This window comes from Pseudomonas sp. LBUM1644, assembly GCF_059716195.1.
Window position 1 is genome coordinate 5107431 of sequence record NZ_CP166812.1, and the last position, 23757, is coordinate 5131187.

General features: G+C 59.6%; 21 protein-coding genes and 2 pseudogenes. 14 read left to right on the plus strand and 9 right to left on the minus strand.

Annotation, left to right across the window (positions count from 1 at the left end):
- Window positions 1-24: 24 nt before the first annotated feature.
- The 3 genes from grxD to plzR all read right to left on the minus strand — a co-directional run bounded on the left by grxD (window position 25) and on the right by plzR (window position 2994).
- Window positions 25-366 carry a Grx4 family monothiol glutaredoxin gene (gene grxD / locus ACA052_RS23390; protein WP_497646997.1) on the minus strand — a complete coding sequence of 114 codons (342 nt, stop codon included), beginning with the start codon at window positions 364-366 and terminating at the stop codon, window positions 25-27.
- Window positions 367-463: 97 nt separating this feature from the next.
- The gene (locus ACA052_RS23395; RefSeq protein WP_497646998.1) at window positions 464-2569 is read right to left on the minus strand and encodes a molybdopterin oxidoreductase family protein; all 2106 of its coding nucleotides are present in this window, start codon (window positions 2567-2569) and stop codon (window positions 464-466) included.
- 134 nt (window positions 2570-2703) lie between these two features.
- Window positions 2704-2994: a PlzR type 4 pili assembly inhibitor gene (gene plzR / locus ACA052_RS23400; RefSeq protein WP_497646999.1), complete on the minus strand. Its 291-nt coding sequence runs from the start codon at window positions 2992-2994 to the stop codon at window positions 2704-2706.
- A gap of 408 nt (window positions 2995-3402) precedes the next feature.
- Here plzR and argF point away from each other — a divergent pair, with 408 nt between their 5' ends.
- Window positions 3403-4323: an ornithine carbamoyltransferase gene (argF, locus tag ACA052_RS23405; protein ID WP_497647000.1), complete on the plus strand. Its 921-nt coding sequence runs from the start codon at window positions 3403-3405 to the stop codon at window positions 4321-4323.
- A complete protein-coding gene (locus ACA052_RS23410) occupies window positions 4320-5429 on the plus strand; it encodes an ABC transporter ATP-binding protein (RefSeq protein WP_497647001.1) in 1110 nt (369 codons plus the stop codon). The genes argF and ACA052_RS23410 overlap by 4 nt, the downstream gene beginning before the upstream one ends.
- Window positions 5430-5510: 81 nt before the next feature.
- On the opposite strand, the gene ACA052_RS23415 is transcribed toward ACA052_RS23410, so the two are convergent.
- Both ACA052_RS23415 and ybaK read right to left on the minus strand, forming a co-directional pair.
- Window positions 5511-6293, minus strand: coding sequence for a PhzF family phenazine biosynthesis protein (locus tag ACA052_RS23415; protein ID WP_497647002.1), 783 nt, complete (start codon window positions 6291-6293; stop codon window positions 5511-5513).
- A 24-nt stretch (window positions 6294-6317) separates the two neighbouring features.
- Window positions 6318-6788 (minus strand): Cys-tRNA(Pro) deacylase, encoded by a 471-nt coding sequence (ybaK, locus tag ACA052_RS23420; protein ID WP_497647003.1) that lies wholly within the window; start codon window positions 6786-6788, stop codon window positions 6318-6320.
- Between the two features lie 369 nt (window positions 6789-7157).
- Between ybaK and ACA052_RS23425 the strand changes: the two genes are divergently transcribed.
- The 12 genes and pseudogenes from ACA052_RS23425 to ACA052_RS23480 all read left to right on the plus strand — a co-directional run.
- Window positions 7158-8009 (plus strand): MIP/aquaporin family protein, encoded by an 852-nt coding sequence (locus tag ACA052_RS23425; protein ID WP_497647004.1) that lies wholly within the window; start codon window positions 7158-7160, stop codon window positions 8007-8009.
- Between the two features lie 74 nt (window positions 8010-8083).
- Window positions 8084-9589, plus strand: a complete 1506-nt coding sequence (glpK, locus tag ACA052_RS23430) for a glycerol kinase GlpK (protein WP_497647005.1) — start codon at window positions 8084-8086, stop codon at window positions 9587-9589.
- A gap of 94 nt (window positions 9590-9683) precedes the next feature.
- On the plus strand, window positions 9684-10439 hold the full coding sequence (locus ACA052_RS23435; protein WP_007916700.1) for a DeoR/GlpR family transcriptional regulator: 756 nt from the start codon (window positions 9684-9686) through the stop codon (window positions 10437-10439).
- 247 nt (window positions 10440-10686) lie between these two features.
- Entirely contained in the window at window positions 10687-12225 is a 1539-nt protein-coding gene (gene glpD, locus ACA052_RS23440) for a glycerol-3-phosphate dehydrogenase (RefSeq protein ID WP_497647006.1), read from the plus strand.
- A gap of 339 nt (window positions 12226-12564) precedes the next feature.
- The gene (locus ACA052_RS23445; protein WP_497647007.1) at window positions 12565-13479 is read left to right on the plus strand and encodes a glutamate/aspartate ABC transporter substrate-binding protein; all 915 of its coding nucleotides are present in this window, start codon (window positions 12565-12567) and stop codon (window positions 13477-13479) included.
- Window positions 13480-13671: 192 nt separating this feature from the next.
- Entirely contained in the window at window positions 13672-14418 is a 747-nt protein-coding gene (locus ACA052_RS23450; protein ID WP_497647008.1) for an amino acid ABC transporter permease, read from the plus strand.
- Window positions 14418-15089: an amino acid ABC transporter permease gene (locus tag ACA052_RS23455; protein WP_497647009.1), complete on the plus strand. Its 672-nt coding sequence runs from the start codon at window positions 14418-14420 to the stop codon at window positions 15087-15089. The genes ACA052_RS23450 and ACA052_RS23455 overlap by 1 nt, the downstream gene beginning before the upstream one ends.
- Complete coding sequence (locus ACA052_RS23460; protein ID WP_497647010.1) at window positions 15086-15820, plus strand: amino acid ABC transporter ATP-binding protein; 735 nt, start codon at window positions 15086-15088, stop codon at window positions 15818-15820. The genes ACA052_RS23455 and ACA052_RS23460 overlap by 4 nt, the downstream gene beginning before the upstream one ends.
- Before the next feature lie 154 nt (window positions 15821-15974).
- On the plus strand, window positions 15975-17876 hold the full coding sequence (gene aauS, locus ACA052_RS23465) for a two-component sensor histidine kinase AauS (protein ID WP_497647011.1): 1902 nt from the start codon (window positions 15975-15977) through the stop codon (window positions 17874-17876).
- Window positions 17873-19201, plus strand: coding sequence for a two-component response regulator AauR (gene aauR, locus ACA052_RS23470; RefSeq protein ID WP_497647012.1), 1329 nt, complete (start codon window positions 17873-17875; stop codon window positions 19199-19201). The genes aauS and aauR overlap by 4 nt, the downstream gene beginning before the upstream one ends.
- Before the next feature lie 250 nt (window positions 19202-19451).
- Window positions 19452-19691: pseudogene (locus ACA052_RS23475) on the plus strand (arginase family protein); the annotation flags it as partial.
- A pseudogene (locus tag ACA052_RS23480) lies at window positions 19686-19945 on the plus strand (helix-turn-helix domain-containing protein); the annotation flags it as partial. The pseudogenes ACA052_RS23475 and ACA052_RS23480, both read left to right, overlap by 6 nt.
- A 213-nt stretch (window positions 19946-20158) precedes the next feature.
- Here the strand turns inward: ACA052_RS23480 and ACA052_RS23485 are convergent.
- The 4 genes from ACA052_RS23485 to ACA052_RS23500 form a co-directional block, all read right to left on the minus strand.
- Complete coding sequence (locus ACA052_RS23485; protein ID WP_497647013.1) at window positions 20159-21067, minus strand: hypothetical protein; 909 nt, start codon at window positions 21065-21067, stop codon at window positions 20159-20161.
- Window positions 21064-21759: a hypothetical protein gene (locus ACA052_RS23490; protein WP_497647014.1), complete on the minus strand. Its 696-nt coding sequence runs from the start codon at window positions 21757-21759 to the stop codon at window positions 21064-21066. The genes ACA052_RS23485 and ACA052_RS23490 overlap by 4 nt, the downstream gene beginning before the upstream one ends.
- A 95-nt stretch (window positions 21760-21854) precedes the next feature.
- Window positions 21855-22520 carry a DsbA family oxidoreductase gene (locus tag ACA052_RS23495; RefSeq protein WP_497647015.1) on the minus strand — a complete coding sequence of 222 codons (666 nt, stop codon included), beginning with the start codon at window positions 22518-22520 and terminating at the stop codon, window positions 21855-21857.
- A 186-nt stretch (window positions 22521-22706) separates the two neighbouring features.
- On the minus strand, window positions 22707-23726 hold the full coding sequence (locus ACA052_RS23500) for an alpha/beta fold hydrolase (protein WP_497647016.1): 1020 nt from the start codon (window positions 23724-23726) through the stop codon (window positions 22707-22709).
- Between the last annotated feature and the right edge of the window lie 31 nt (window positions 23727-23757).

A 23757-nucleotide genomic window follows, 5' to 3' on the forward strand; every position in this document is an offset into this window, starting at 1 on the left:
AGGGCCTTTTTTGATGCCCGGGTATCAGGCTTCGGTCTTGGCAGCTGCGGCTTTTTCAGCAGCGGCTTTGATCGTGTTCTGCAACGAACCGTCGGCAGCCATTTCAGTCATGATGTCGCTACCGCCGACCAGCTCACCACCGACCCACAGTTGCGGGAAGGTTGGCCAGTTGGCGTATTTTGGCAGGTTGGCGCGGATTTCCGGGTTCTGCAGGATGTCCACGTACGCAAACTTTTCGCCACATGCCATCACGGCCTGCGCGGCTTTCGCGGAGAAGCCACACTGCGGGGCATTCGGCGAGCCTTTCATGTAAAGCAGAATGGTGTTGTTAGCAATCTGCTCTTTAATCGTTTCGATGATATCCATGGAGCACCTCGGCTGAACTTTCCGACTCAAGGGTCGGCACGGTGGCGCATTGTAACGGAAACCCGAGCGCCATGCTCGGTCTCCCCGACAGACTCGATCAAGCCGCCGCCACCGTCACCGGCACGCCATTCAGCGCCGCATTCCCGGACAACTCATCGAGCTGACACTCATCGGTCAGGTCATTGGCGCTGGAACCTGGCTGGCCACTGGCAATCGTCATCTGCACGCCCGGCCGCGCATGACCCCAGCCGTGAGGCAGGCTGACCACGCCTTTCATCATATCCAGGCTGCCCAGCACCTCGACTTCGATCACCCCGACCCGCGAACTGACCCGTACCCGCTGCCCATCGTTGAGCCCCCGGCTGGCCAGGTCATCCGGGTGCATCAGCAATTGATGGCGTGGCTTGCCCTTCACCAGACGGTGGTAGTTGTGCATCCACGAGTTGTTGCTGCGCACATGGCGACGGCCGATCATCAATAGCTCATCGGCGGCCGGCGCCTGCAAGGCTGCAAAGCGGCTCAGGTCAGCAAGAATCGGCGCAGGCGCTGCCTGAATTCGCTGGTTCGCCGTTTTCAGCCGTGGCGCAAGGTTGGATTTCAAGGCGCCGAGGTCAATCCCGTGCGGGTGATCGAACAGGGTCGCCACCGACAACTTGTGTTCCGAAGCATCGCCATACGCACCCATGCGCAGGCCACGGTCGATCATTTGTGCCGGGGCGATGGTCGGTTTCAGTTCCTTGCCGGTCTTCGCCGCAAAGGCCTTGGCCAGCCCGACGAAAATCTCCCAGTCGTGCAGCGCGCCTTGCGGTTTGGCCAGGATTGCGCGATTGAAGCGGCTGACGTTACGCACGGCAAACATGTTGAACGTGGTGTCGTAATGATCGTTTTCCAGGGCCGAGGTGGACGGCAGGATCAGGTCGGCATAGCGCGTGGTTTCATTGATGTACAGGTCGATGCTGACCATGAACTCCAGGCCATCCAGCGCCTGCTCCAGTTGTCGGCCATTGGGCGTCGACAACACCGGATTGCCGGCCACGGTGATCAATGCGCGAACCTGCCCCTCGCCTTCAGTGAGCATTTCTTCGGCCAGCGCCGACACCGGCAGTTCACCCGCGTACTCCGGACGTCCGGACACGCGGCTCTGCCACAGGTTGAAATGCCCGCCCGAGGTCGATGCCACCAGGTCCACCGCCGGTTCGGTGCACAGTGCACCGCCCACGCGGTCAAGGTTACCGGTGACCAGGTTGATCAACTGCACCACCCAGTGGCACAAGGTGCCAAACGCCTGGGTCGAAACACCCATGCGGCCGTAACAGACCGCCGTCGGTGCCGCCGCGAAGTCCCGCGCCAACTGGCGAATCTGCTCCGCCGGAACGGCGCACAGCGGGCTCATCGCCTCGGCCGTGAAACGGGCAACCGCCTCGCGCACCTCATCCAGACCGTCCACCGGTAAATGACTGTCGCGGGTCAGGCCTTCAGCGAACAAGGTATTGAGCAGCCCGAACAACAACGCCGCATCGCCACCGGGACGCACGAACAGATGCTGATCGGCAATCGCCGCCGTTTCGCTGCGACGCGGATCGACCACCACCACTTTGCCGCCACGCGCCTGAATCGCCTTCAGGCGCTTTTCTACATCCGGCACGGTCATGATGCTGCCATTGGAGGCCAACGGGTTGCCACCGAGGATCAGCATGAAGTCGGTGTGATCGATGTCCGGGATCGGCAACAGCAAGCCGTGGCCGTACATCAAATGGCTGGTCAGGTGATGGGGCAACTGGTCGACCGACGTGGCGGAAAACCGGTTGCGGGTTTTCAACAGGCCGAGAAAGTAATTGCTGTGCGTCATCAGCCCATAGTTATGCACGCTGGGGTTGCCTTGATAGACCGCCACCGCGTTCTGCCCGTGCCGTTCCTGAATCGCCGCCAGGCGTTCGGCTACGAGGTCAAAGGCCTCTTCCCACTCAATGGGTTGCCATTCGCTGCCGACCCGCCGCATGGGCTGATGCAGGCGATCCGGATCGTTCTGAATATCCTGCAGGGCCACGGCCTTGGGGCAGATATGCCCGCGGCTGAAGGTGTCCTGGGGGTCACCCTTGATCGAAGTGATCTGTATGGTGCCTTCAGCCTCGGTGGTTTCGATGGTCAGGCCGCAAATGGCTTCGCACAGGTGGCAGGCACGGTGATGGAGAGTCTTGGTCATGGCCAGTCTCTGTCTTGTTCTGGGCGGGCAATAGCAGCCGCGGGAACAAAACTATGGCCCGAGCCCCGCCGCTGCGCCAGCGACGTTCGTCTTGTGAATCGGCGGCCATCAGGCCAGCCGATAGCCAATCGGGTTCAGTTGCGCGGCAGCCTCGGCGGCGCCTGTAACTGGATCTCCTGGATGGTCTCGATCTGCTCGTGGGCGACATGCACGCCCGTGAGTTCGCCGATCAGTCGCCAGTGCTCATCGAGCCCGGAACTGATGGTGGCCATGCGGTCGATCATGCGTCGGCCGGCAGCTTTGGTGACCTCGTCGTTACTGCGCAACAACTCAAAGGACATCGAGGTCATGGAAGCAGTGAGGTGCGTCAGTGAGCGGGCCGTGAGGCCGAGTAATTCCATCAATTGCTGTTCTTTCGATTCCATTCCGAAGGCTTCCTGCGTCGCTCGTGGACTTAGTTATAACCCAGCACTTTGCATTAGCAAATGTTTCAGACGAGGCACATTGCCATCCGAGGTTTCGAATACCGGTCCAGAAACCGACCGCCACCGCGCCACCCCCGTCCTGTTTGATTGCAAAGCTCTGTGAGCCCAGTGTACAAATGACGGGCTACTGGTCAGGAAACAGGCTTCAAAAGCGCTACTGCGAAACCCCCGTAGCCCCTCTGAAATCCCCTCGGCACCGTAGCCTATTGGAAAAACGCGACATTTAATGTCAAGATCGCGCCTTCCCCTATTTCGTCGCCCCGTGCGGCTTACGCCGCAGGTCTCGCCCGTTGTTCAATTAAACAAGGCTTTGAGCATCTGCGGTTTGTAGCAAAAAGGTAGTCAATGATGAGCGCAAGGCACTTTCTCTCCCTGATGGATTGCACGCCCGAAGAGCTGGTCAGCGTGATCCGTCGAGGCGTTGAGCTCAAGGACCTGCGTAACCGCGGCGTACTGTTCGAGCCTCTGAAAAATCGCGTGCTCGGGATGATTTTCGAGAAATCCTCCACCCGCACCCGAATCTCGTTCGAAGCCGGCATGATCCAGCTCGGCGGCCAGGCAATCTTCCTCTCGCCGCGCGACACTCAGTTGGGCCGTGGCGAGCCGATCGGCGACGCCGCCATCGTCATGTCGAGCATGCTCGATGCGGTGATGATCCGTACGTTTTCCCACAGCACACTGACCGAATTCGCCGCCAATTCGCGCGTCCCGTTGATCAACGGCTTGTCCGATGACCTGCACCCGTGCCAGTTGCTGGCCGACATGCAGACATTCCTCGAACACCGTGGCTCCATTCAAGGCAAGACCGTGGCCTGGATCGGCGACGGCAACAACATGTGCAACAGCTATATAGAAGCGGCGATCCAGTTCGACTTCCAGTTGCGCATTGCCTGCCCGGAAGGCTACGAGCCGAACCCTGAGTTCGTGGCCAAGGCCGGTGACCGTGTGACCATCGTCCGCGATCCAAAGGATGCCGTACGTGGCGCCCACCTGGTGAGCACCGACGTCTGGACCTCCATGGGCCAGGAAGAAGAGACCGCCAAGCGCCTGAAGCTGTTCGCACCGTTCCAGGTCAACCGTGCGTTGCTGGATCTGGCCGCAGAAGACGTGCTGTTCATGCACTGCCTGCCTGCCCACCGCGGCGAAGAAATCAGCGTCGACCTGCTCGACGACAAGCGCTCGGTCGCCTGGGATCAAGCCGAAAACCGGCTTCACGCCCAAAAGGCCCTGCTCGAATTTCTCGTCGAACCGGCGTATCACCACGCATGAGCCAGCCATTACTGCTGAACCTGCGCAACCTCGCCTGCGGCTATCAAGACCAGCGAGTCGTGCAGAACCTCAACCTGCATCTGAATGCCGGTGACATCGGTTGCCTGCTCGGCTCTTCGGGTTGCGGCAAGACCACCACCCTGCGCGCGATTGCCGGTTTTGAACCGGTGCACGAAGGTGAAATCACGCTGGCGGGCGAGACGATCTCCCGCGCCGGTTTCACCCTCGCACCGGAGAAACGCCGGATCGGCATGGTGTTCCAGGACTACGCGCTGTTTCCGCATTTGAGCGTGGCCGAGAACATCGCCTTCGGGATCCGCAAGCATCCGCAAAAGGATCGCGTCACCGAAGAGCTGCTCGAACTGGTCAACCTGAAAAACCTCGGCAAGCGCTTTCCACACGAACTTTCGGGTGGCCAGCAACAGCGTGTCGCACTGGCCCGGGCCCTGGCGCCGGAACCGCAACTGCTGCTGCTCGATGAACCTTTCTCCAACCTTGATGGCGAATTGCGGCGCAAGCTCAGCCACGAAGTGCGCGACATCCTCAAGGCCCGGGGCACCAGTGCGATTCTGGTGACCCACGACCAGGAAGAAGCCTTCGCGGTCAGCGATCATGTTGGGGTTTTCAAGGAAGGTCGCCTGGAGCAGTGGGATACGCCCTACAACCTCTATCACGAACCGCTGACGCCATTCGTGGCCAGTTTCATTGGTCAGGGTTACTTCATTCGCGGCCAGCTGAACAGCCCGGAATCGGTGCAGACCGAGCTGGGTGAATTGCGCGGCAATCGTGCCTACACCTGGCCAGTCGGTGGCGCGGTGGACGTGTTGCTGCGTCCGGACGATATCGTTTATGCGCCAGACAGCGCCTTGAAGGCGCGGATTGCCGGCAAGTCGTTCCAGGGTGCGTCGACCTTGTATCGCTTGCAGTTACCGACTGGCGCACAGCTTGAGTCGATATTTCCGAGTCATGTAGATCGTCAGGTCGGTGCAGAGGTGGGTATTCGTGTCGCGGCGGAACACTTGGTGTTGTTCCAGGCGTCTGGCAGCACGGCGGCGCAGATGCCGACTGTAGAGGCGGGTGTTCGTCGTTACAGTTCTGCTCATTAGAAGATCAAAAGATCGCAGCCTTCGGCAGCTCCTACATGGAATGCATACCCTGTAGCTGCCGAAGGCTGCGATCTTTTCGGGTCAACCCAGCATCAGCGTACCGCTGGCAACCAGCGTCACATGCCCGCCGATCTTCACCCGATCGCCTTCCAGCCGGCAGAACAACTCCCCACCTCGCGCCGAACACTGATACGCCGTCAGACTCGACTTGCCCAAACGCTTCGACCAGTACGGAATCAGGCTGCAATGGGTTGAACCCGTCACCGGGTCTTCGTTGATGCCAATCTTGGGTGCAAAGTAACGGGACACGAAGTCGTGCTTGCTTCCCCGCGCAGTCACGATGGCGCCCAGCCAGGGCAGCTTCGCCAGGGCGACCATGTCCGGCTGACATTCGAGCACCGCTTGCTCGGACTCCAGCACCACGAACAATTCATTCGAACCCAACACATCGACCGCTTCGACACCCAGCGCACGCTCGACATCCAGCGTCACGCCCATTTCCGATGGCTCAATCGCCGGAAAATCCAGCCATAAGCGCTCGTCCTCACGACTCACACTCAATGGCCCGGACTTGCAGATGAAATCCAGCCGCTCGACCGGCTCTTTATAGATCTCAAATAGCACGTAAGCGCTGGCCAGCGTCGCATGACCACACAATGGAACTTCGGTGGTCGGCGTAAACCAGCGAATGCGCCAGGCCTGCGCTTCGCGTACCACAAATGCGGTTTCGGCGAGGTTGTGCTCGGCGGCGATCTTCTGCATCAGCTCATCGGCGAGCCAGGCGTCTAGCCGATAAACCATCGCCGGGTTGCCGCCAAACGGTCGATCACTGAACGCATCGACCTGATAAAACTCCAGCTGCATGTCACTACTCCTTGTCCAGGTCGCTCAAGCGCGGCCGATATCGGCGAACTTCGCCTGGGTCTGTTCAGCCAGCACCGACGGTGCCAGTTCCACCTCCAGACCACGACGCCCTGCACTGACAAAAATGCTGGCGAAGGGTTGGGCCGAGCTGTCAATAAAGGTGCGCAAGCGCTTCTTTTGGCCCAGCGGACTGATCCCGCCCAACAAATAACCGGTCGAACGCTGAGCCGCGGCGGGGTCGGCCATTTCGACTTTTTTCACGCCGGCAGCGTGAGCCAGAGCCTTCAAGTCCAGACTTCCGACGACCGGCACCACCGCCACCAACAATTCACCTTTCTCACTGGCTGCCAGCAAGGTCTTGAACACCTGCGCCGGGTCGAGCCCCAGCTTTTCCGCAGCCTCCAATCCGTAGGACGCTGCCTTGGGGTCATGTTCGTAGCTGTGCACGTGATGTTCGGCTCGAACTTTTTTCAACAAATCCAATGCGGGGGTCATGGCAGTTCCAGACTGGGCGGCGGTAGAAAAATCCTGGGCTCGATTCTAGGTCATTGATCCCTGTAGGAGCTGCCGAAGGCTGCGATCTTTTGATCTTTTAAAATCAAAAGATCGCAGCCTTCGGCAGCTCCTACAGCGTGAACAATACGATCATTCACATGACTAATAGTTGAATTGTGACTACCTGTTCGCTTTCGATCTTTGACAGCAGCGTTTCTTGTCTATATTTTTTCGTTTACGAATACTGTACGAATGTTCCTTTGCGGTACCAGCAGTAAGCCGAGAACAGGATGGGGATCCTGCCTCGGTGAAAATCGCGCTTCGTTCAGGAAGGACAAGCGCCAGACAACAACAAGAACCGAGGTTTGAATGACAACTGCTTTACAACATCCATCGCTCTCCAGCCAATGCATGGCCGAGTTCCTGGGGACAGCGCTGCTTATATTTTTTGGTACGGGTTGCGTCGCCGCGCTCAAGGTCGCGGGTGCCAGCTTTGGCCTGTGGGAAATCAGCATCATTTGGGGCATCGGCGTGAGCATGGCGATCTATCTGACCGCCGGGGTTTCCGGGGCCCATCTCAATCCTGCCGTCAGCATCGCACTGAGCATTTTCGCTGACTTCGAAAAGCGCAAACTGCCGTTCTACGTGCTCGCCCAAGTGGCGGGGGCTTTCTGCGGGGCCTTGTTGGTGTACACGCTGTACAGCAACCTATTCTTCGATTTCGAACAAACTCACCATATGGTTCGTGGCACCCAGGCCAGCCTCGAACTGGCGTCGGTCTTCTCCACGTTCCCCAACCCTGCCCTGACCACGGCCCAGGCGTTCCTGGTTGAAGTAATCATTACCGCGATCCTGATGGGCGTGATCATGTCCCTGACCGATGACAACAATGGTTTGCCGAACGGGCCAATGGCGCCCTTGCTGATCGGCCTGCTGATTGCGGTGATTGGCAGTTCGATGGGCCCGCTCACTGGTTTCGCGATGAACCCGGCGCGCGACTTCGGCCCCAAACTGATGACTTTCTTCGCGGGCTGGGGTGAAATTTCCTTAACCGGCGGGCGCAATATCCCGTACTTCCTGATTCCGATTTTTGCACCGATTGTCGGTGCCTGCCTCGGCGCTGCGGCCTATCGCGGGCTGATTGCCCGCCATCTGCCCAACGCCATTGCTGCTACAAAGGACGTATCACCGGCCATTGACGGCAAACCACGAACTTCTTGATACCGTAGGCGCGTGATCCTGCCCTTTGGTCCCGCGCGTGACCTCACTCCCTTATTTCGTCCAAGGCAATCGACATGACCGACATTCAGAATAAGAACTACATCATTGCCCTCGACCAGGGTACGACCAGCTCTCGCGCGATCATTTTCGACCGCGACGCGAACGTGGTCTGCACCGCGCAACGCGAATTCGCACAGCATTACCCACAAGCCGGCTGGGTCGAACACGACCCGATGGAAATCTTCGCCACCCAAAGCGCCGTGATGGTCGAGGCCCTGGCACAAGCCGGCCTGCATCACGACCAGGTCGCCGCCATCGGGATCACCAATCAGCGCGAAACCACGGTGGTCTGGGACAAGACCACCGGCCGCCCGATCTACAACGCGATCGTCTGGCAGTGCCGCCGCAGCACCGAGATCTGCCAGCAGCTCAAGCGCGACGGCCACGAGCAATACATCAGTGACACCACCGGCCTTGTGACCGATCCGTACTTCTCCGGCACCAAGCTCAAGTGGATCCTCGACAACGTCGAAGGCAGCCGCGAGCGCGCGCGCAAAGGCGAACTGCTGTTCGGCACCGTCGACAGCTGGCTGATCTGGAAATTTACCGGCGGCAAGGTGCACGTTACCGACTACACCAACGCTTCGCGCACCCTGCTGTTCAACATCCACACACTGCAGTGGGATGCGAAGATGCTGGAAGTGCTGGATATCCCGCGCGAGATGCTGCCGGAAGTTAAGTCATCGTCGGAAATCTACGGCAACACCAAAAGCGGCATCGCTATCGGCGGCATCGCGGGCGACCAGCAAGCAGCCCTGTTCGGCCAGATGTGCGTCGAGCCAGGCCAGGCAAAAAACACCTACGGCACCGGCTGCTTCCTGTTGATGAACACCGGCGACAAAGCCGTGAAGTCGAAGCACGGCATGCTGACCACCATCGCCTGCGGCCCGCGTGGCGAAGTGGCCTACGCGCTGGAAGGCGCGGTCTTCAACGGCGGCTCCACGGTTCAGTGGCTGCGTGATGAACTGAAGATCATCAACGACGCCCATGACACCGAATACTTCGCCAACAAGGTCAAGGACAGCAACGGCGTGTACCTGGTGCCGGCCTTCACCGGCCTGGGCGCTCCGTACTGGGACCCGTATGCCCGTGGCGCACTGTTCGGCCTGACCCGCGGCGTACGCGTGGATCACATTATTCGTGCAGCCCTGGAGTCGATCGCCTACCAGACCCGCGACGTGCTTGACGCCATGCAACAGGATTCCGGCGAACGCCTGAAAGCCCTGCGCGTGGATGGCGGCGCGGTGGCCAACAACTTCCTGATGCAGTTCCAGGCCGATATCCTCGGGACTCAGGTCGAGCGCCCGAAAATGCGTGAAACCACCGCATTGGGTGCTGCTTACCTGGCCGGCCTGGCGTGCGGTTTCTGGGGCAGCCTGGAAGAGTTGCGCGGCAAGGCGGTGATCGAACGCGAATTCGAACCGACCCTGGACGAAACCGCGAAGGAAAAACTCTACGCTGGCTGGAAAAAAGCCGTCAGCCGTACCCGCGATTGGGAACCGCACGAGGGCGCTGAATAAGCCAACGACAGGATCCATTTGGGTTCTAACTGGTAGGGAGCAGATTCCTGCGGCATCATGGGCAAATTTTGCACGGCAGCCCAAAGGAAGCCCCATGAATCTGCCTCCCCGTCAGCAGCAAATCCTCGAACTGGTTCGCGAACGCGGCTATGTCAGCATCGAGGAAATGGCCACGCTGTTCGTCGTTACACCGCAAACCATCCGCCGCGACATCAATCAGCTTGCGGAAGCCAATCTACTGCGTCGCTACCACGGCGGCGCAGCCTATGACTCCAGTGTCGAAAACACCGCCTACGCCATGCGCGCCGACCAGATGCGCGATGAAAAGCAGCGTATCGGCGAAGCCATTGCGGCACAGATTCCCGATCACGCCTCATTGTTCATCAACATCGGTACAACAACCGAATCGATTGCCCGGGCGCTGCTCAACCACAACCATCTGAAGATCATCACCAACAACCTGCATGTGGCCTCGATGCTCAGCGCCAAGGACGACTTCGACGTTCTGCTGACCGGTGGCAATGTCAGGCGAGACGGTGGCGTGGTCGGTCAGGCCAGCGTCGATTTTATCAACCAGTTCAAGGTCGACTTCGCGCTGGTCGGTATCAGCGGCATCGATGAAGACGGCAGCCTGCTGGACTTCGATTATCAGGAAGTTCGCGTTTCACAGGCGATCATCGCCAATGCGCGGCAGGTGATCCTGGCAGCGGACTCCAGCAAATTCGGGCGCAACGCGATGATTCGACTGGGGCCGATCAGCCTGATTGATTGCCTGGTGACCGATCAGCAACCGGTGCCGGCGCTGGCGCAGTTGTTGAGTCAGCACAAAATTCGACTCGAAGTCGTTTAAGGCTTTCAGCCTCTAAAGATCGCAGCCTTCGGCAGCTCCTACAAGGATACGCGTACCCCTGTAGGAGCTGCCGCAGGCTGCGATCTTTTGCTTCTAATGTTCGATAATTTTCCTTTAATGGCCCTTCGATGAGTATTTTCAATCGAAGCTGACTGGCTGTGCGCGTCTTTATGGGCTACCATTTTCGCAAATGAACATTTATGTTCGAAATCAAATACAGAAAATCAAAAAAGCCCGAGGCCAGCCGATGCCCACTTCTACCTTGTCTACGCCCCCTCTCGCTGAGGTCTACGACATCGCCGTCATCGGTGGCGGGATCAATGGCGTCGGGATCGCAGCGGATGCCTCCGGTCGCGGTCTGTCAGTGTTCCTTTGCGAAAAAGACGATCTGGCCAGCCATACCTCGTCCGCCAGCAGCAAGCTGATCCACGGTGGCCTGCGCTACCTCGAACATTACGAGTTCCGCCTGGTGCGCGAAGCCCTTGCCGAGCGTGAAGTGCTGTTGGCCAAGGCGCCGCACATCGTCAAGCAGATGCGCTTCGTGTTGCCGCACCGCCCGCACCTGCGTCCGGCCTGGATGATTCGCGCCGGGCTGTTCCTTTATGACAACCTCGGCAAGCGTGAAAAGCTCGAAGGTTCGAAAAGCCTGAAGTTTGGCCCCGACAGCCCACTGAAAAGCGAGATAACCAAAGGCTTCGAATACTCCGATTGCTGGGTCGACGATGCGCGCCTGGTGGTGCTGAACGCCATGGCCGCCCGCGAGAACGGCGCTCATGTTCACACCCAGACCCGTTGCGTCAGCGCCCGTCGCACCAAAGGTTTTTGGCACCTGCACCTGGAACGTGCCGATGGCAGTCTGTTTTCGATCCGCGCCAAGGCGCTGGTGAATGCGGCCGGTCCATGGGTCGCCAAGTTCATCCGTGACGACCTGAAGATGGAATCGCCCTACGGCATTCGTCTGATCCAGGGCAGCCACCTGATCGTGCCGAAACTGTACGAAGGCGAACACGCGCACATTCTGCAAAATGAAGATCAGCGCATCGTGTTCACCATTCCCTACCTGAACCACTTCACCCTGATCGGCACCACCGACCGAGAATACACCGGCGATCCGGCTGCCGTTGCGATCACCGAAGGCGAAACCGATTACCTGTTGAAAGTGGTCAACGCCCACTTCAAGAAGCAAATCAGCCGCGACGACATCCTGCACAGCTATTCCGGCGTTCGGCCGTTGTGCAACGACGAATCCGACAATCCGTCGGCCGTCACCCGCGACTACACCCTGGCGCTGTCCGGCAGCGGCGAAGAAGCGCCGCTGTTGTCAGTGTTTGGCGGCAAGTTGACCACCTACCGCAAGCTGGCCGAGTCGGCGCTGGCGCAACTGGCGCCGTACTTCAAGCACATCAAGCCGAGCTGGACGGCCACCGCTACCCTGCCGGGCGGCGAAGACATGAGCACCCCCCAGGCGCTGAGCTCGTTGATTCGCGACAGGTTCGACTGGGTTCCAACCGAAATTTCGCGCCGCTGGGCCACCACCTACGGCAGCCGCACCTGGCGCATGCTTGAAGGTGTAGAGAACCTCAGTGACATGGGCGAACACATTGGCGGCGGGCTCTACACCCGCGAAGTCGATTACCTGTGCAGCGAAGAGTGGGCAACCACCGCGCACGATATTCTGTGGCGCCGCAGCAAGCTCGGGCTGTTCACCACTCCGGCGGAACAGCAGAAGCTGGCGGATTACCTGAGCAAGGTCGAGCATAACCGCAGCAAGATCGAAGCGGCCTGATCGCGGTAAAGCAGAAGATCAAAAGATCGCAGCCTTCGGCAGTCCCACACAATCCTGTAGGAGCTGCCGAAGGCTGCGATCTTTTGCATTCGGTTTTCCGAACGCGACTTGGCGGTCGATTCGGTTAACCGGATTATTCAACCTGCAAAATCACATCATAAATATTTAATATCCTTATAAATCAATATGTTGACCTGTATCGCCTGGCCTGGCACGAGTCATGCTCTACACTCTTGGACGAATGCTTGTTGTGGCGAACCTTCAGGGCCGCCGAACATTCGAAGCACAAAAGGGCCGGTGAACTGGCTCCATAAAAAAAACAATGTCGAGGAAAATTTGATGCGCATCGTTCCCCATATCCTGGGCGCAGCCATTGCTGCCGCTCTGATTACCACTCCAGTTTTCGCTGCCGAACTCACCGGCACACTGAAGAAGATCAAAGAGTCCGGCGTCATCACCCTCGGGCATCGTGACGCTTCAATTCCGTTTTCCTATATCGCGGACGCTTCCGGCAAACCGGTTGGCTACTCCCACGATATCCAGCTGAAAATCGTCGAAGCCATCAAGAAAGACCTGGACCTGCCGAACCTCGAGGTGAAATACAACCTGGTCACCTCGCAAACCCGTATCCCGCTGGTGCAGAACGGCACCGTGGACGTCGAATGCGGCTCCACCACCAACAACGTAGAACGTCAGCAGCAAGTTGACTTCTCCGTCGGCATCTTCGAAATCGGTACCCGCCTGCTGTCCAAGAAAGGTTCCGCGTACAAGGATTTCGACGACCTCAAAGGCAAGAACGTCGTGACCACCGCGGGCACCACGTCCGAGCGCCTCCTCAAGTCGATGAACGCCGACAAACAGATGGGCATGAACGTCATCTCCGCCAAAGACCACGGCGAGTCCTTCCAGATGCTGGAATCGGGCCGCGCTGTTGCGTTCATGATGGACGACGCCTTGCTCGCCGGTGAAGCCGCCAAGGCCAAGAAAGCCGAGGACTGGGCCGTGACCGGTACGCCACAGTCCTACGAAATCTACGGCTGCATGGTTCGCAAGGGCGACGAGCCGTTCAAAAAGGCCGTGGATGACGCGATCATCGCGACTTATAAGTCCGGTGAGATCAACAAGATCTACGACAAATGGTTCATGTCGCCAATCCCGCCAAAAAACCTGAACCTGAACTTCCCGATGAGCGAAGAGCTCAAGGCCCTGATCGCCAATCCGACTGATAAAGCGGCTGACGACAAGAAATCCTGATTCCTGACTAACCTTATCTCCTGAGAGGGCCGCTGCCCTTTCAGGAGGTTGTCACTCCCTGCTGGCATTTTTGGAAACACTCGAACCGGTGGCTGTCGAGCCGTTCGTGTGTGCCTGACCTTCGCGGTTAGGCGGGAAAGGATCTCCCCAAGCGGGCACTTGTACATCGAACGAATCCGAGGGGAGACCCTAATGAATTACAACTGGGACTGGGGCGTGTTCTTCAAGTCCACCGGCGTGGGCAGCGAAATTTATTTCGACTGGTACCTCACCGGTTTGGGCTGGACCATTGCCATCGCCATCGTGGCCTGGATCATCGCCCTGACACTGGGCTCGGTTCTGGGTGTCATGCGCACCGTGCCGAATCGCATCGTATCGGGCATCGCGACCTGCTACGTCGAACTCTTCCGTAACGTGCCGCTGCTGGTTCAGCTGTTCATCTGGTACTTCCTGGTGCCCGACCTGCTGCCGCAGAACCTGCAAGACTGGTACAAGCAGGACCTGAACCCGACCACCTCGGCGTTCCTCAGCGTCGTCGTCTGCCTGGGCCTGTTCACCACGGCTCGCGTTTGCGAACAGGTGCGCACCGGCATCCAGGCCTTGCCCAAAGGCCAGGAAGCCGCTGCGCGCGCCATGGGTTTCAAGCTGCCGCAGATCTACTGGAACGTGCTGCTGCCCCAGGCCTACCGGATCATCATTCCGCCGCTCACATCGGAATTCCTGAACGTTTTCAAGAACACCTCCGTGGCCTCGCTGATCGGCCTGATGGAGCTGCTCGCGCAGACCAAACAGACCGCCGAGTTCTCCGCCAACCTGTTTGAAGCCTTCACCCTGGCGACGCTGATCTACTTCACCCTGAACATGAGCCTGATGCTGCTGATGCGCCTGGTCGAGAAGAAAGTTGCCGTACCGGGCCTGATCTCCGTAGGGGGTAAATGATGGAATTCGACTTCTCGGGCATCATCCCGTCCCTGCCGGGCTTGTGGAACGGCATGCTCATGACCCTCAAGCTGATGGTCATGGGCGTGGTCGGCGGCATCATCCTCGGCACGATCCTCGCGCTGATGCGCCTGTCCCACAGCAAACTGCTGTCGAACCTTGCCGGCGCCTACGTTAACTATTTCCGCTCGATCCCGCTGCTGCTGGTCATCACCTGGTTCTACCTGGCGGTACCGTTCGTGCTGCGCTGGATCACCGGCGAAGACACACCGATCGGCGCGTTCGCCTCGTGCATCGTGGCCTTCATGATGTTCGAAGCGGCGTACTTCTGCGAAATCGTCCGGGCTGGCGTGCAATCGATTCCCAAAGGCCAGATGGGCGCTGCCCAAGCCCTGGGCATGTCGTATGGCCAGATGATGCGCTTGATCATCCTGCCGCAAGCGTTCCGCAAGATGACCCCGCTGCTGCTGCAACAGAGCATCATCCTGTTTCAAGACACCTCGCTGGTCTACGCGGTCGGCCTGGTGGACTTCCTCAACGCCTCGCGTGCCAGCGGCGACATCATCGGCCGCTCCAATGAGTTCCTGATCTTCGCAGGGCTCGTGTACTTCACAATCAGCTTTGCCGCCTCGCTGCTGGTCAAGCGTCTGCAAAAAAGGTTTGCCGTATGATCTCTATCAAGAATGTCAACAAGTGGTATGGCGACTTCCAGGTACTGACTGACTGCAGCACCGAGGTCAAAAAAGGCGAAGTGATTGTGGTGTGCGGGCCGTCCGGCTCCGGCAAGTCCACCCTGATCAAATGCGTGAACGCGCTGGAACCGTTCCAGAAAGGCGACGTGGTGGTCGATGGCACGTCCATCGCCGACCCGAAGACCGACCTGCCGAAACTGCGTTCGCGGGTGGGCATGGTGTTCCAGCACTTCGAACTGTTCCCGCACCTGACCATTACCGAAAACCTGACCATCGCGCAGATCAAGGTATTGGGCCGCAGCAAGGCCGAAGCCACCAAGAAAGGCCTGCAACTGCTGGAGCGCGTCGGCCTCTCGGCTCACGCCCACAAGCACCCGGGCCAGCTCTCCGGTGGTCAACAGCAGCGTGTGGCGATTGCCCGTGCGCTGGCGATGGACCCGATCGTCATGCTGTTCGACGAACCGACCTCGGCACTCGACCCCGAAATGGTCAACGAAGTGCTCGACGTGATGGTGCAACTGGCCCACGAAGGCATGACCATGATGTGCGTGACCCACGAAATGGGCTTCGCCCGTAAAGTGGCAGACCGGGTGATCTTCATGGACGCTGGCAAGATCATCGAAGACTGCAAGAAAGAGGACTTCTTCGGCGACATCAGCCACCGCGCCGAGCGTACGCAGCATTTCCTCAACAAGATTCTGCAGCACTAAAACCTGCACGCCCCCCCGTGTAGGAGCTGCCGCAGGCTGCGATCTTTTGATCTTGATCTTAATCTTGAAAAGCAAAGTCAAAAGATCGCAGCCTTCGGCAGCTCCTACAGGGATCCATAGCGCCTGTAGTTGTGGTTGACCCAAGGCATCTGTGATGAAATGCGACCCCACTCTCTATCGCGCTGCAAAGCCATCACTCGCCGTGAAACCCCGTTTAATCCGCCATCTGTTCCTGCCGCCGCTGATCATCGCCCTGATGATCGGATTGGGTTACCTCGGCTTCTGGATCAGTGAGCATTACGGGATTCGCAGCCTCAGCGAGAACGGCCAGCGTCAGCTCGAACTGCACGCCAGCGCCGTCGAGAGCGAGATCAGCAAATACACGTACCTGCCCAGCCTGCTGGAACTCGAATCCAGTGTTTCAACACTGTTGGCCGACCCGACACCGGAGCACCGGCAGACGGTCAATGACTACCTCGAAGGCCTGAACCGGCGCAGCCGCAGCCGGGCCATTTATGTGATGGACACCACCGGCCGCGTCATGGCCACCAGCAACTGGCGCGATGTCGACAGTTACCTCGGTGAAGACCTGTCCTTTCGCGCCTATTTCCAGAACGCCGTGCGCGGTCAGCCGGGTCGTTTCTACGGCATCGGCAGCACCAACGGCGAACCCGGTTACTACCTGGCCCACGGCCTGGAAGAACACGGCAAGATCATCGGCGTCGCGGTGGTCAAAGTCCGCCTCGAAGCCATGGAAGAACGCTGGCAGCGGGCACGCCTCGAAGCCTTCGTCAGCGACGAAAACGGCATCATCATTCTGTCCAGCGATCCGGCGCGACGCCTGAAGTCGGTCGTTCCATTGAGCGACGAGACCAAGGAAAAACTCGCGCGCAGCCTTCAGTACTACTGGTTTCCACTGAACGAACTGCAACCGCTGGCCCGGGAAAAATTGGCCGAAGGCGAGGAAAAACTGACCTTTCCCGCCAACAGCGAAGTCAAATCCGACGAAGAGGACATCAGTTACCTCTCGCAAACCCGCCCCTTGAGCGACACCCCGTGGAATTTCACCCTCCTCACGCCGCTGCAGGATTTGCGTCGCGAAGCGATCAATCAGGGAATCCTGGTGGCGGTGGCATTCGCCCTCGTGGCGTTCCTGCTGATTGCCTGGAATGAGCGGCGCAAGGTCATCGCCACGCGCCTCGCCGCCCGGGAAGCCTTGGAGGAAGCCAACAACCAGCTGGAGCGTCGGATTACCGACCGCACCACTGACCTGCGCGCCAGCAACGAACGGCTCAAGGGTCAGATCCGTGAACGACGCCAGGCGGAAGAAACGCTGCGCCGCGCACAAGATGAACTGGTGCAGGCTGGCAAACTCGCCGCCATCGGTCAGATGTCCACCAGCATCGCCCACGAATTGAACCAGCCACTGGCCGCGCTGCGCACCTTGTCCGGCAACACCGTGCGCTTTCTGGAGCGCGGTCAGTTGGACGTGGCCAGCACCAATCTCAAGACCATCAACGAACTGATCGATCGCATGGGCCGGATCACCGCCAGTTTGCGTTCCTTCGCCCGTCGTGGCGACGACAAAGGTCAGGCCTGCCTCGGCAAAGCGGTGGACGCCGCGCTGCAACTGCTTGGCGGCCGTGTGGACAGTGTCCATCTGCAAGTGCATCGTGATTTCACGGATGTGCAGGTGCAGATCGACCAGACCCGCCTCGAACAGATTCTGGTCAACCTGATCGGCAATGCCCTCGACGCCATGCAGGTACAACCGCTGCCGGAATTGTGGCTCGAAGGCGAACATGTCGATGGAAAATATCGCCTTCGGGTGCGCGACAACGGGCACGGCATCGACGCCGAAGCGCGCAAGCATCTGTTCGAACCGTTCTTCACCACCAAACCCGGCGAACACGGCCTGGGCCTCGGCCTGACCCTGTCGGCGAGCCTGGCCGCCGCGACCGGCGGGCACCTGGGTGTCGAGCACCCGGCCAGCGGTGGCACCACGTTCGCCCTCAGTTTACCGTTGGTAAGCCCCACTCCCGACGAGCCAATATGAACAACGACCTTAGTGTGCTGATCGTCGAAGACGACCCCCATGTGCTGCTCGGCTGCCAACAGGCGCTGACCCTGGAAGACATTCCCTGCGTGGGCGTCGGTAGCGCCGAAGAAGCGCTGGAGCGGGTGGGCGACAACTTTGCCGGCATCGTCATCAGCGACATTCGCCTGCCAGGCATCGATGGCCTGGAACTGTTGACCCGGCTCAAGGCCCGCGACCGCAGCCTGCCGGTGGTGTTGATCACCGGCCACGGCGACATCTCCATGGCCGTCGGCGCGATGCAGAAAGGCGCCTACGACTTCATGGAGAAACCCTTTTCTCCCGAACGGCTGGTGGACGTGGCTCGTCGTGCGCTGGAGCAGCGCAGCCTGGCGCGGGAAGTGTCGTCCTTGCGCCGGCAACTGGCGGAGCGGGATTCCCTCGAGGGCCGGATCATCGGGCGTTCGCCGGCCATGCAGAACCTGCGGGAACTGATCGCCAATGTCGCCGACACGTCGGCCAACGTCTTGATCGAAGGCGAGACCGGCACTGGCAAGGAACTGGTCGCGCGCTGCCTGCACGACTTCAGTCGGCGGCACACCAAGCAGTTCGTCGCGTTGAACTGCGGCGGCCTGCCGGAGAACCTGTTCGAAAGCGAGATCTTTGGCCATGAAGCCAACGCCTTTACCGGTGCCGGCAAACGGCGGATCGGCAAGATCGAACACGCCGACGGCGGCACGCTGTTTCTCGACGAAGTGGAAAGCATGCCGCTGCCCCTGCAGATCAAACTGCTGCGGGTATTGCAGGAGCGCACCCTCGAACGCCTCGGCTCAAACCAGAGTGTGGCGGTGGATTGCCGGGTCATCGCAGCGACCAAGTCCGATCTGGATGAATCGAGCAAGGCCGGCGAGTTCCGCAGCGACCTGTATTACCGGCTGAACGTGGTGACCCTCGAACTGCCGCCGCTGCGTGAACGTCGCGAAGACATCCTGCAACTGTTCGAACACTTCCTGCAGCAGTCTTCCCTGCGCTTCGACCGCGCCGTACCGGAACTGGACAACCAGACCCTGTCGAACCTGATGAGCCACGACTGGCCGGGCAACGTGCGCGAACTGCGCAACGTCGCCGAGCGCTTCGCCCTCGGCCTGCCGGCCTTCAAGAAGTCCGGCGCCAGCAGCAGCAATCAGGGCTTGGCCTTCGCCGAAGCGGTGGAAGCCTTCGAGCGCAACCTGCTTGGCGATGCCTTGCAGCGCAGCGGCGGCAACCTGACCCAGGCCAGCCTGGAACTGGGGATGGCCAAGACGACACTGTTCGACAAAGTGAAGAAGTATGGGCTGAGCCACTGACGCCGCTGGTCAGCGTTTGGGTTCGCTTTCACGCTTAAGATCAAAAGATCGCAGCCTTCGGCAGCTCCTACAGGGTATTGCATACACCTGTAGGAGCTGCCGAAGGCTGCGATGTTTTTGCTGCTGGCCCGGCCCTTGCATTTACCCCCTAAAGCCCTCTCGGTGGCCTTCATGATCGATGAAGCCGGTGTCTGGGAGGGCCGGCCAAGGGTGAATTGCGACCTTGAATATTTAAGATCTCGACCACAGCCTGACAGCGCAGGCACCGATTGCGCAGTTGCTCGACAGCGGCCGCGCCAAACGCCTGGACTTGCTCGACCTCGGCCCGAAACTGCGGCTCTGGTCCAGCGAACGCACCTTTCGCCGCTTTGTCGAACGCCTGCAACAACGACCGCGCCACTGCGGCCCGCAGCCGGAAATCTTCTTCGTCGGCTCCGGCGATGACCACCATTTGACCCCGGCCTTCCTGACCGATTTGCCAGAGCCGGTGATTGAAGAGGACGATCTGCCGGCCTATCTGTTCGCCTCAAGTCCCGCCGCCAGCGGCACATTGATCACAGAAGGCAGCGTGCCCGCGGACCTGGAAGCGGCGCTGGCCGAAGTCGAGAAAGCCTACATTCTGGCGGTGCTTCAGCAGAGCAACGGCGTGCAGGCAGCCGCGGCCCAACTAATCGGAATCTCCGAACGCAGCTTCTGGTATCGGCTAAAAAACTCGGCATCCATGTCGACAAAATCGTGCGTTAAAAAACAGAGCGAAACACGCTCTTGGTAGCAGCTGGCGAAGCCTGCGTTCGGCTGCGTAGCAGTCGTGAAATCAGGTGACGCGGTGTTTCAGGAAGACCTCACGCTCAGGTTCTACGACTGCTGCGCAGCCGAACGCAGGCTTCGCCAGCTGCTACAGATCGCGTATGAGATAAGTGATTGGCAGTAGGCCCACATATTCCCCGTAGCGTTCGGTTATTGGCCGTAGACTTTCTGCAGTTGGGCTTGCGTCAGCGCATCTTCGAACGGCACCGGCACTGATTTCACTGCGCCGTAGAGGTTGCGGTAACGCCAGTAGTTGCCGTTGTTGGCCAGTTGATAACCGCGCTCGACCACGCGCTGGCCGTCGAGGACGTAGCGCAGGGTTTCCTGGGCGGCCTCGGGTGGGGCTGGCTGCATCAGGTCGGTGGCCAGGACGCGCATGGATTCATCGATGCATTCGTCGAGCACGGCCGTGACCCTCGCCAGGTCAAGACTGCCGTCGTCGATGCACTGGTTGCCGCAGCGTCGAATCGGCTGGCTGGTCACCTCGATCCGCATGCGGTACAACGCCGAACCGGCAATGTCCTGGACCTGCACCTGGTTGATCAGCACAAAACTGCCGCGATCAGGGGTGAGCATCAGTTTGGGTTCGATCACCAGACGCGCCGTGACTTGCCCCTCACCCTGCTTGAGCCCCGCCACTTGCGACGCCTGTTGATAGCGCTTCTGCAGGCGTTCCTGCAACGGCACGCCGGCGAGCAAGTCGGCCATCGGGAGTGAGTCCTTGAGCGCCGATTTTTCCGCATCGCGCTGCAAGCTGCCGCTGCCCATCTGCGTATTGATCAGACTGGCCACCAGCAACCCGGCAAGCCCCGCGGTATTACCGGAACTCGCCACCAGGTTATGGCTCGACGACGCCGCTTTCTGCGCCGCTTCGGCGTCAATCACGGTGCTGGCACCGACGAACGATGGCGGCAGCTGCATGTCCACTTTAAGCCCGTGGGCCTGGACATAGGGCAAGGCACTCTGGGCCTTGAAACCGGTCTCGGGAGCCGGTTTCTGCGCACACCCGGTCAGCATCAGCAGGGCCAGCGCACTGGCCACTGCAATAGGCCGCTTCATTGCTCGAACGGCGTGATCATTTGCTGGCGGCTATTGTCCATGGCCTGGTAGAAGGCGTTGGACAGGTTGGTGTAAGTCGGCTCATCCCACTCGCCCTGGGCCGCTTGTATCGCGACAAAAGGCTTGAACCACAGCAGTTTGTTGTCTGCCAGGTCGACGACCAGGCCCTGTCCGCCGACCTGCGCCATCGGCACGCTGGTTGGTACGATGCTGTAATAACTGCGAGTGGCGCCGGTGGCGTAGACGTTCACCAGTAATAGACGATCGACGCCGTAAGCGCCCTTGATCGGGGTCAAGTCCCGCGCCATGTAGCCTTCGCGGAAACTGGTTTCCTTGTAGACCGTCAGGTCCACCGGCTCGTTGATCCGCTTGACCTTGTAGCCCTTGGCTTGCAGCTTGGCGACGATCACATCCGGCAAGGTGTTGAGGTCGCGCACTTGCCATTTCTCGACGTTGTCACTGAGCTTGCTGTTGACGCCCTTGTTGATCGCGAAATCCAGAATCCCCTGGTTCCCGGTCAACGCCAGCACCGGCGCCGGGACCACGGTGATCGCCACGCCGATAGTCGGCTCTTTGGCATCCCAGAATTGGTGGTCCAGCGGGACAGGTGGTTGAACGTGGGCACAGCCAGTGAGGGTCAGGCAGGCGAGCAGTGTCAGCACAGCCCAGGTACGTAGAGCGCGGTAGGTCATGAATCAAATCCCTATGATTTAAAGTCACTGCCTGTATCGGCAGCAATCCGAAAACCATAGTGGCACATTGATACTTTTTTGACGACTGTAATCCGTCAGCTGACCGTTCCGCCTTTCGCTTCACTCATGATTTGCCGAATCGCCCCGACAAACGTCTCCACCGGTTGCCCGCCACTGACCGCGTATTGGCCGTTGAACACCACCGTCGGCACCGAGCTCACGCCACGCGCAAGCCATAGTTTTTCCTCTTCGCGAACTTCCTGCGCAAACTCGTCCGAGCGCAGAATCGCCTCGGCCCGCTGCCGATCCAGCCCCACGCTTTCAGCGATCTGCGCCAACTGTCGAGGGTCGGAAGGATTGCCGCCATCGGTGAAATACGCCTTGAACAGCGCCTCTTTCAGATTGAACTGCAACCCTTCGAGCCCGGCCCAGTGCAGTAACCGATGAGCATCAAAGGTGTTGTAAATACGGCTATTACCGTCCGTGCGAAAAGCAAACCCGACTTCAGCGCCGCGCGCGCGGATCATCTCGCGGTTTTTCTGCGACTGCTCGGGTGTCGAGCCGTACTTCTCAGTGATGTGTTCGGTGATGTTCTGCCCTTCAGGCCCCATGTTCGGATTCAGCTCGAACGGCTGAAAACGGATCTCGGCCTGCACCTCGTCACCCAACAAATCCAGGGCCCGCGTCAAGCCATACAGACCCACGACGCACCAAGGGCACGACACATCGCTGACGAAATCGATTTTCAAAGGGTTACTCATCACACACCTCGCAGACGCAAACGCACCGGGAAGTCGAACGATACACCTGCACAAACCGGATTGTGTAGGAGCTGCCGCAGGCTCGGGCCGCGTTCGGACGATCTTTTGATCTTGATTTTCAGGGTCCCGAAAAAAACAAGATCAAAAGATCGCAGCCTGCGGCAGCTCCTACAGGGGGGGGTGGTGTTAGAGGAGGTTGTGTTCGGTTACTGGTTCGATCTGTGCCCAATGTGAAGTGTCCTCGCGGTGAGCCTGCAGGTAGGGCAATACGGCTGCGAGTAGAGGCGCCTTGAACGCTTCCTGGAAACGATGGGCCAATCCCGGAATCAACTTCAATTGGCTGCCATGAATGTGCGCCGCCAGGTGTACGCCATGCATCACCGGCAACAGGGGGTCGGCTGTGCCATGCACCACCAGCGTCGGCACCCGCAACTGATTCAACAACGCCACCCGACTCGGCTCAGCGAGAATCGCCATGATCTGACGCTTCACCCCTTCAGGGTTAAACGCCCGGTCATAGGACAGCGCCGCTTGATGCAGCAGCGCCTGCCGATCATCCGTCACCGTCGGACTGCCCAGCGCCGCCAGCAAATCGGCCTGTTGCTCCAGCGCCACTTCACGATTCGGCGCGCCTCGGCGTGCGAGCAACTGCACCAACGCCGCACTCGGCGCCGGCAACCCTTCGGCACCGGAACTGGTCATGATCAAAGTGAGACTTTCCACACGCTGCGGCGCCATCGCCGCCATGTGCTGGGCGATCATCCCGCCCATGCTCGCGCCCAATACGTGGAATTGCTCAACGTGCAACGCATCCATCAACCCAAAGGCATCGTCAGCCATGTCGGTCAGGGTATACGGCGCCGACACCGGCAAACCGAGTTTGTAGCGCAGCACTTCGAAGGTCAGGTTGGCATCGGCTGGCGCCTGCCGCCAGGTGGAGAGGCCGACGTCGCGGTTGTCATAACGAATCACCCGAAAGCCCTGCTGACACAGCGCGACCACTACCTCGTCCGGCCAGTGAATCAACTGCCCGCCCAGCCCCATCACCAGCAACAGCGCGGGGTCCGACGCACGGCCGATGCTCTGGTACGCCAGGCTTACCTGCGCCAGATCGGCATGCTCGGTTGGAACGTTGACATCGCAACGGGACGCCGCGAAAGACGGCAGGCCGAATAACAGCACGGCCAGGAAAATGAATGCACGCATGAAAAACACCGAAACGCAGAACCCCAGTAGA

Bases quoted from the DNA above. Each gene is read 5' to 3' on its own strand.
- ACA052_RS23460 (WP_497647010.1), top strand. From the start codon at position 15,086: ATGATCTCTATCAAGAATGTCAACAAGTGGTATGGCGACTTCCAGGTA.
- ACA052_RS23410 (WP_497647001.1), top strand. From the start codon at position 4,320: ATGAGCCAGCCATTACTGCTGAACCTGCGCAACCTCGCCTGCGGCTAT.
- ACA052_RS23485 (WP_497647013.1), bottom strand. From the start codon at position 21,067: ATGAAGCGGCCTATTGCAGTGGCCAGTGCGCTGGCCCTGCTGATGCTG.
- aauS (WP_497647011.1), top strand. From the start codon at position 15,975: ATGAAATGCGACCCCACTCTCTATCGCGCTGCAAAGCCATCACTCGCC.
- ybaK (WP_497647003.1), bottom strand. From the start codon at position 6,788: ATGACCCCCGCATTGGATTTGTTGAAAAAAGTTCGAGCCGAACATCAC.
- grxD (WP_497646997.1), bottom strand. From the start codon at position 366: ATGGATATCATCGAAACGATTAAAGAGCAGATTGCTAACAACACCATT.
- ACA052_RS23455 (WP_497647009.1), top strand. From the start codon at position 14,418: ATGGAATTCGACTTCTCGGGCATCATCCCGTCCCTGCCGGGCTTGTGG.
- ACA052_RS23450 (WP_497647008.1), top strand. From the start codon at position 13,672: ATGAATTACAACTGGGACTGGGGCGTGTTCTTCAAGTCCACCGGCGTG.
- argF (WP_497647000.1), top strand. From the start codon at position 3,403: ATGAGCGCAAGGCACTTTCTCTCCCTGATGGATTGCACGCCCGAAGAG.
- glpD (WP_497647006.1), top strand. From the start codon at position 10,687: ATGCCCACTTCTACCTTGTCTACGCCCCCTCTCGCTGAGGTCTACGAC.
- ACA052_RS23415 (WP_497647002.1), bottom strand. From the start codon at position 6,293: ATGCAGCTGGAGTTTTATCAGGTCGATGCGTTCAGTGATCGACCGTTT.
- ACA052_RS23495 (WP_497647015.1), bottom strand. From the start codon at position 22,520: ATGAGTAACCCTTTGAAAATCGATTTCGTCAGCGATGTGTCGTGCCCT.
- ACA052_RS23500 (WP_497647016.1), bottom strand. From the start codon at position 23,726: ATGCGTGCATTCATTTTCCTGGCCGTGCTGTTATTCGGCCTGCCGTCT.
- glpK (WP_497647005.1), top strand. From the start codon at position 8,084: ATGACCGACATTCAGAATAAGAACTACATCATTGCCCTCGACCAGGGT.
- ACA052_RS23395 (WP_497646998.1), bottom strand. From the start codon at position 2,569: ATGACCAAGACTCTCCATCACCGTGCCTGCCACCTGTGCGAAGCCATT.
- plzR (WP_497646999.1), bottom strand. From the start codon at position 2,994: ATGGAATCGAAAGAACAGCAATTGATGGAATTACTCGGCCTCACGGCC.
- aauR (WP_497647012.1), top strand. From the start codon at position 17,873: ATGAACAACGACCTTAGTGTGCTGATCGTCGAAGACGACCCCCATGTG.
- ACA052_RS23435 (WP_007916700.1), top strand. From the start codon at position 9,684: ATGAATCTGCCTCCCCGTCAGCAGCAAATCCTCGAACTGGTTCGCGAA.
- ACA052_RS23445 (WP_497647007.1), top strand. From the start codon at position 12,565: ATGCGCATCGTTCCCCATATCCTGGGCGCAGCCATTGCTGCCGCTCTG.
- ACA052_RS23490 (WP_497647014.1), bottom strand. From the start codon at position 21,759: ATGACCTACCGCGCTCTACGTACCTGGGCTGTGCTGACACTGCTCGCC.
- ACA052_RS23425 (WP_497647004.1), top strand. From the start codon at position 7,158: ATGACAACTGCTTTACAACATCCATCGCTCTCCAGCCAATGCATGGCC.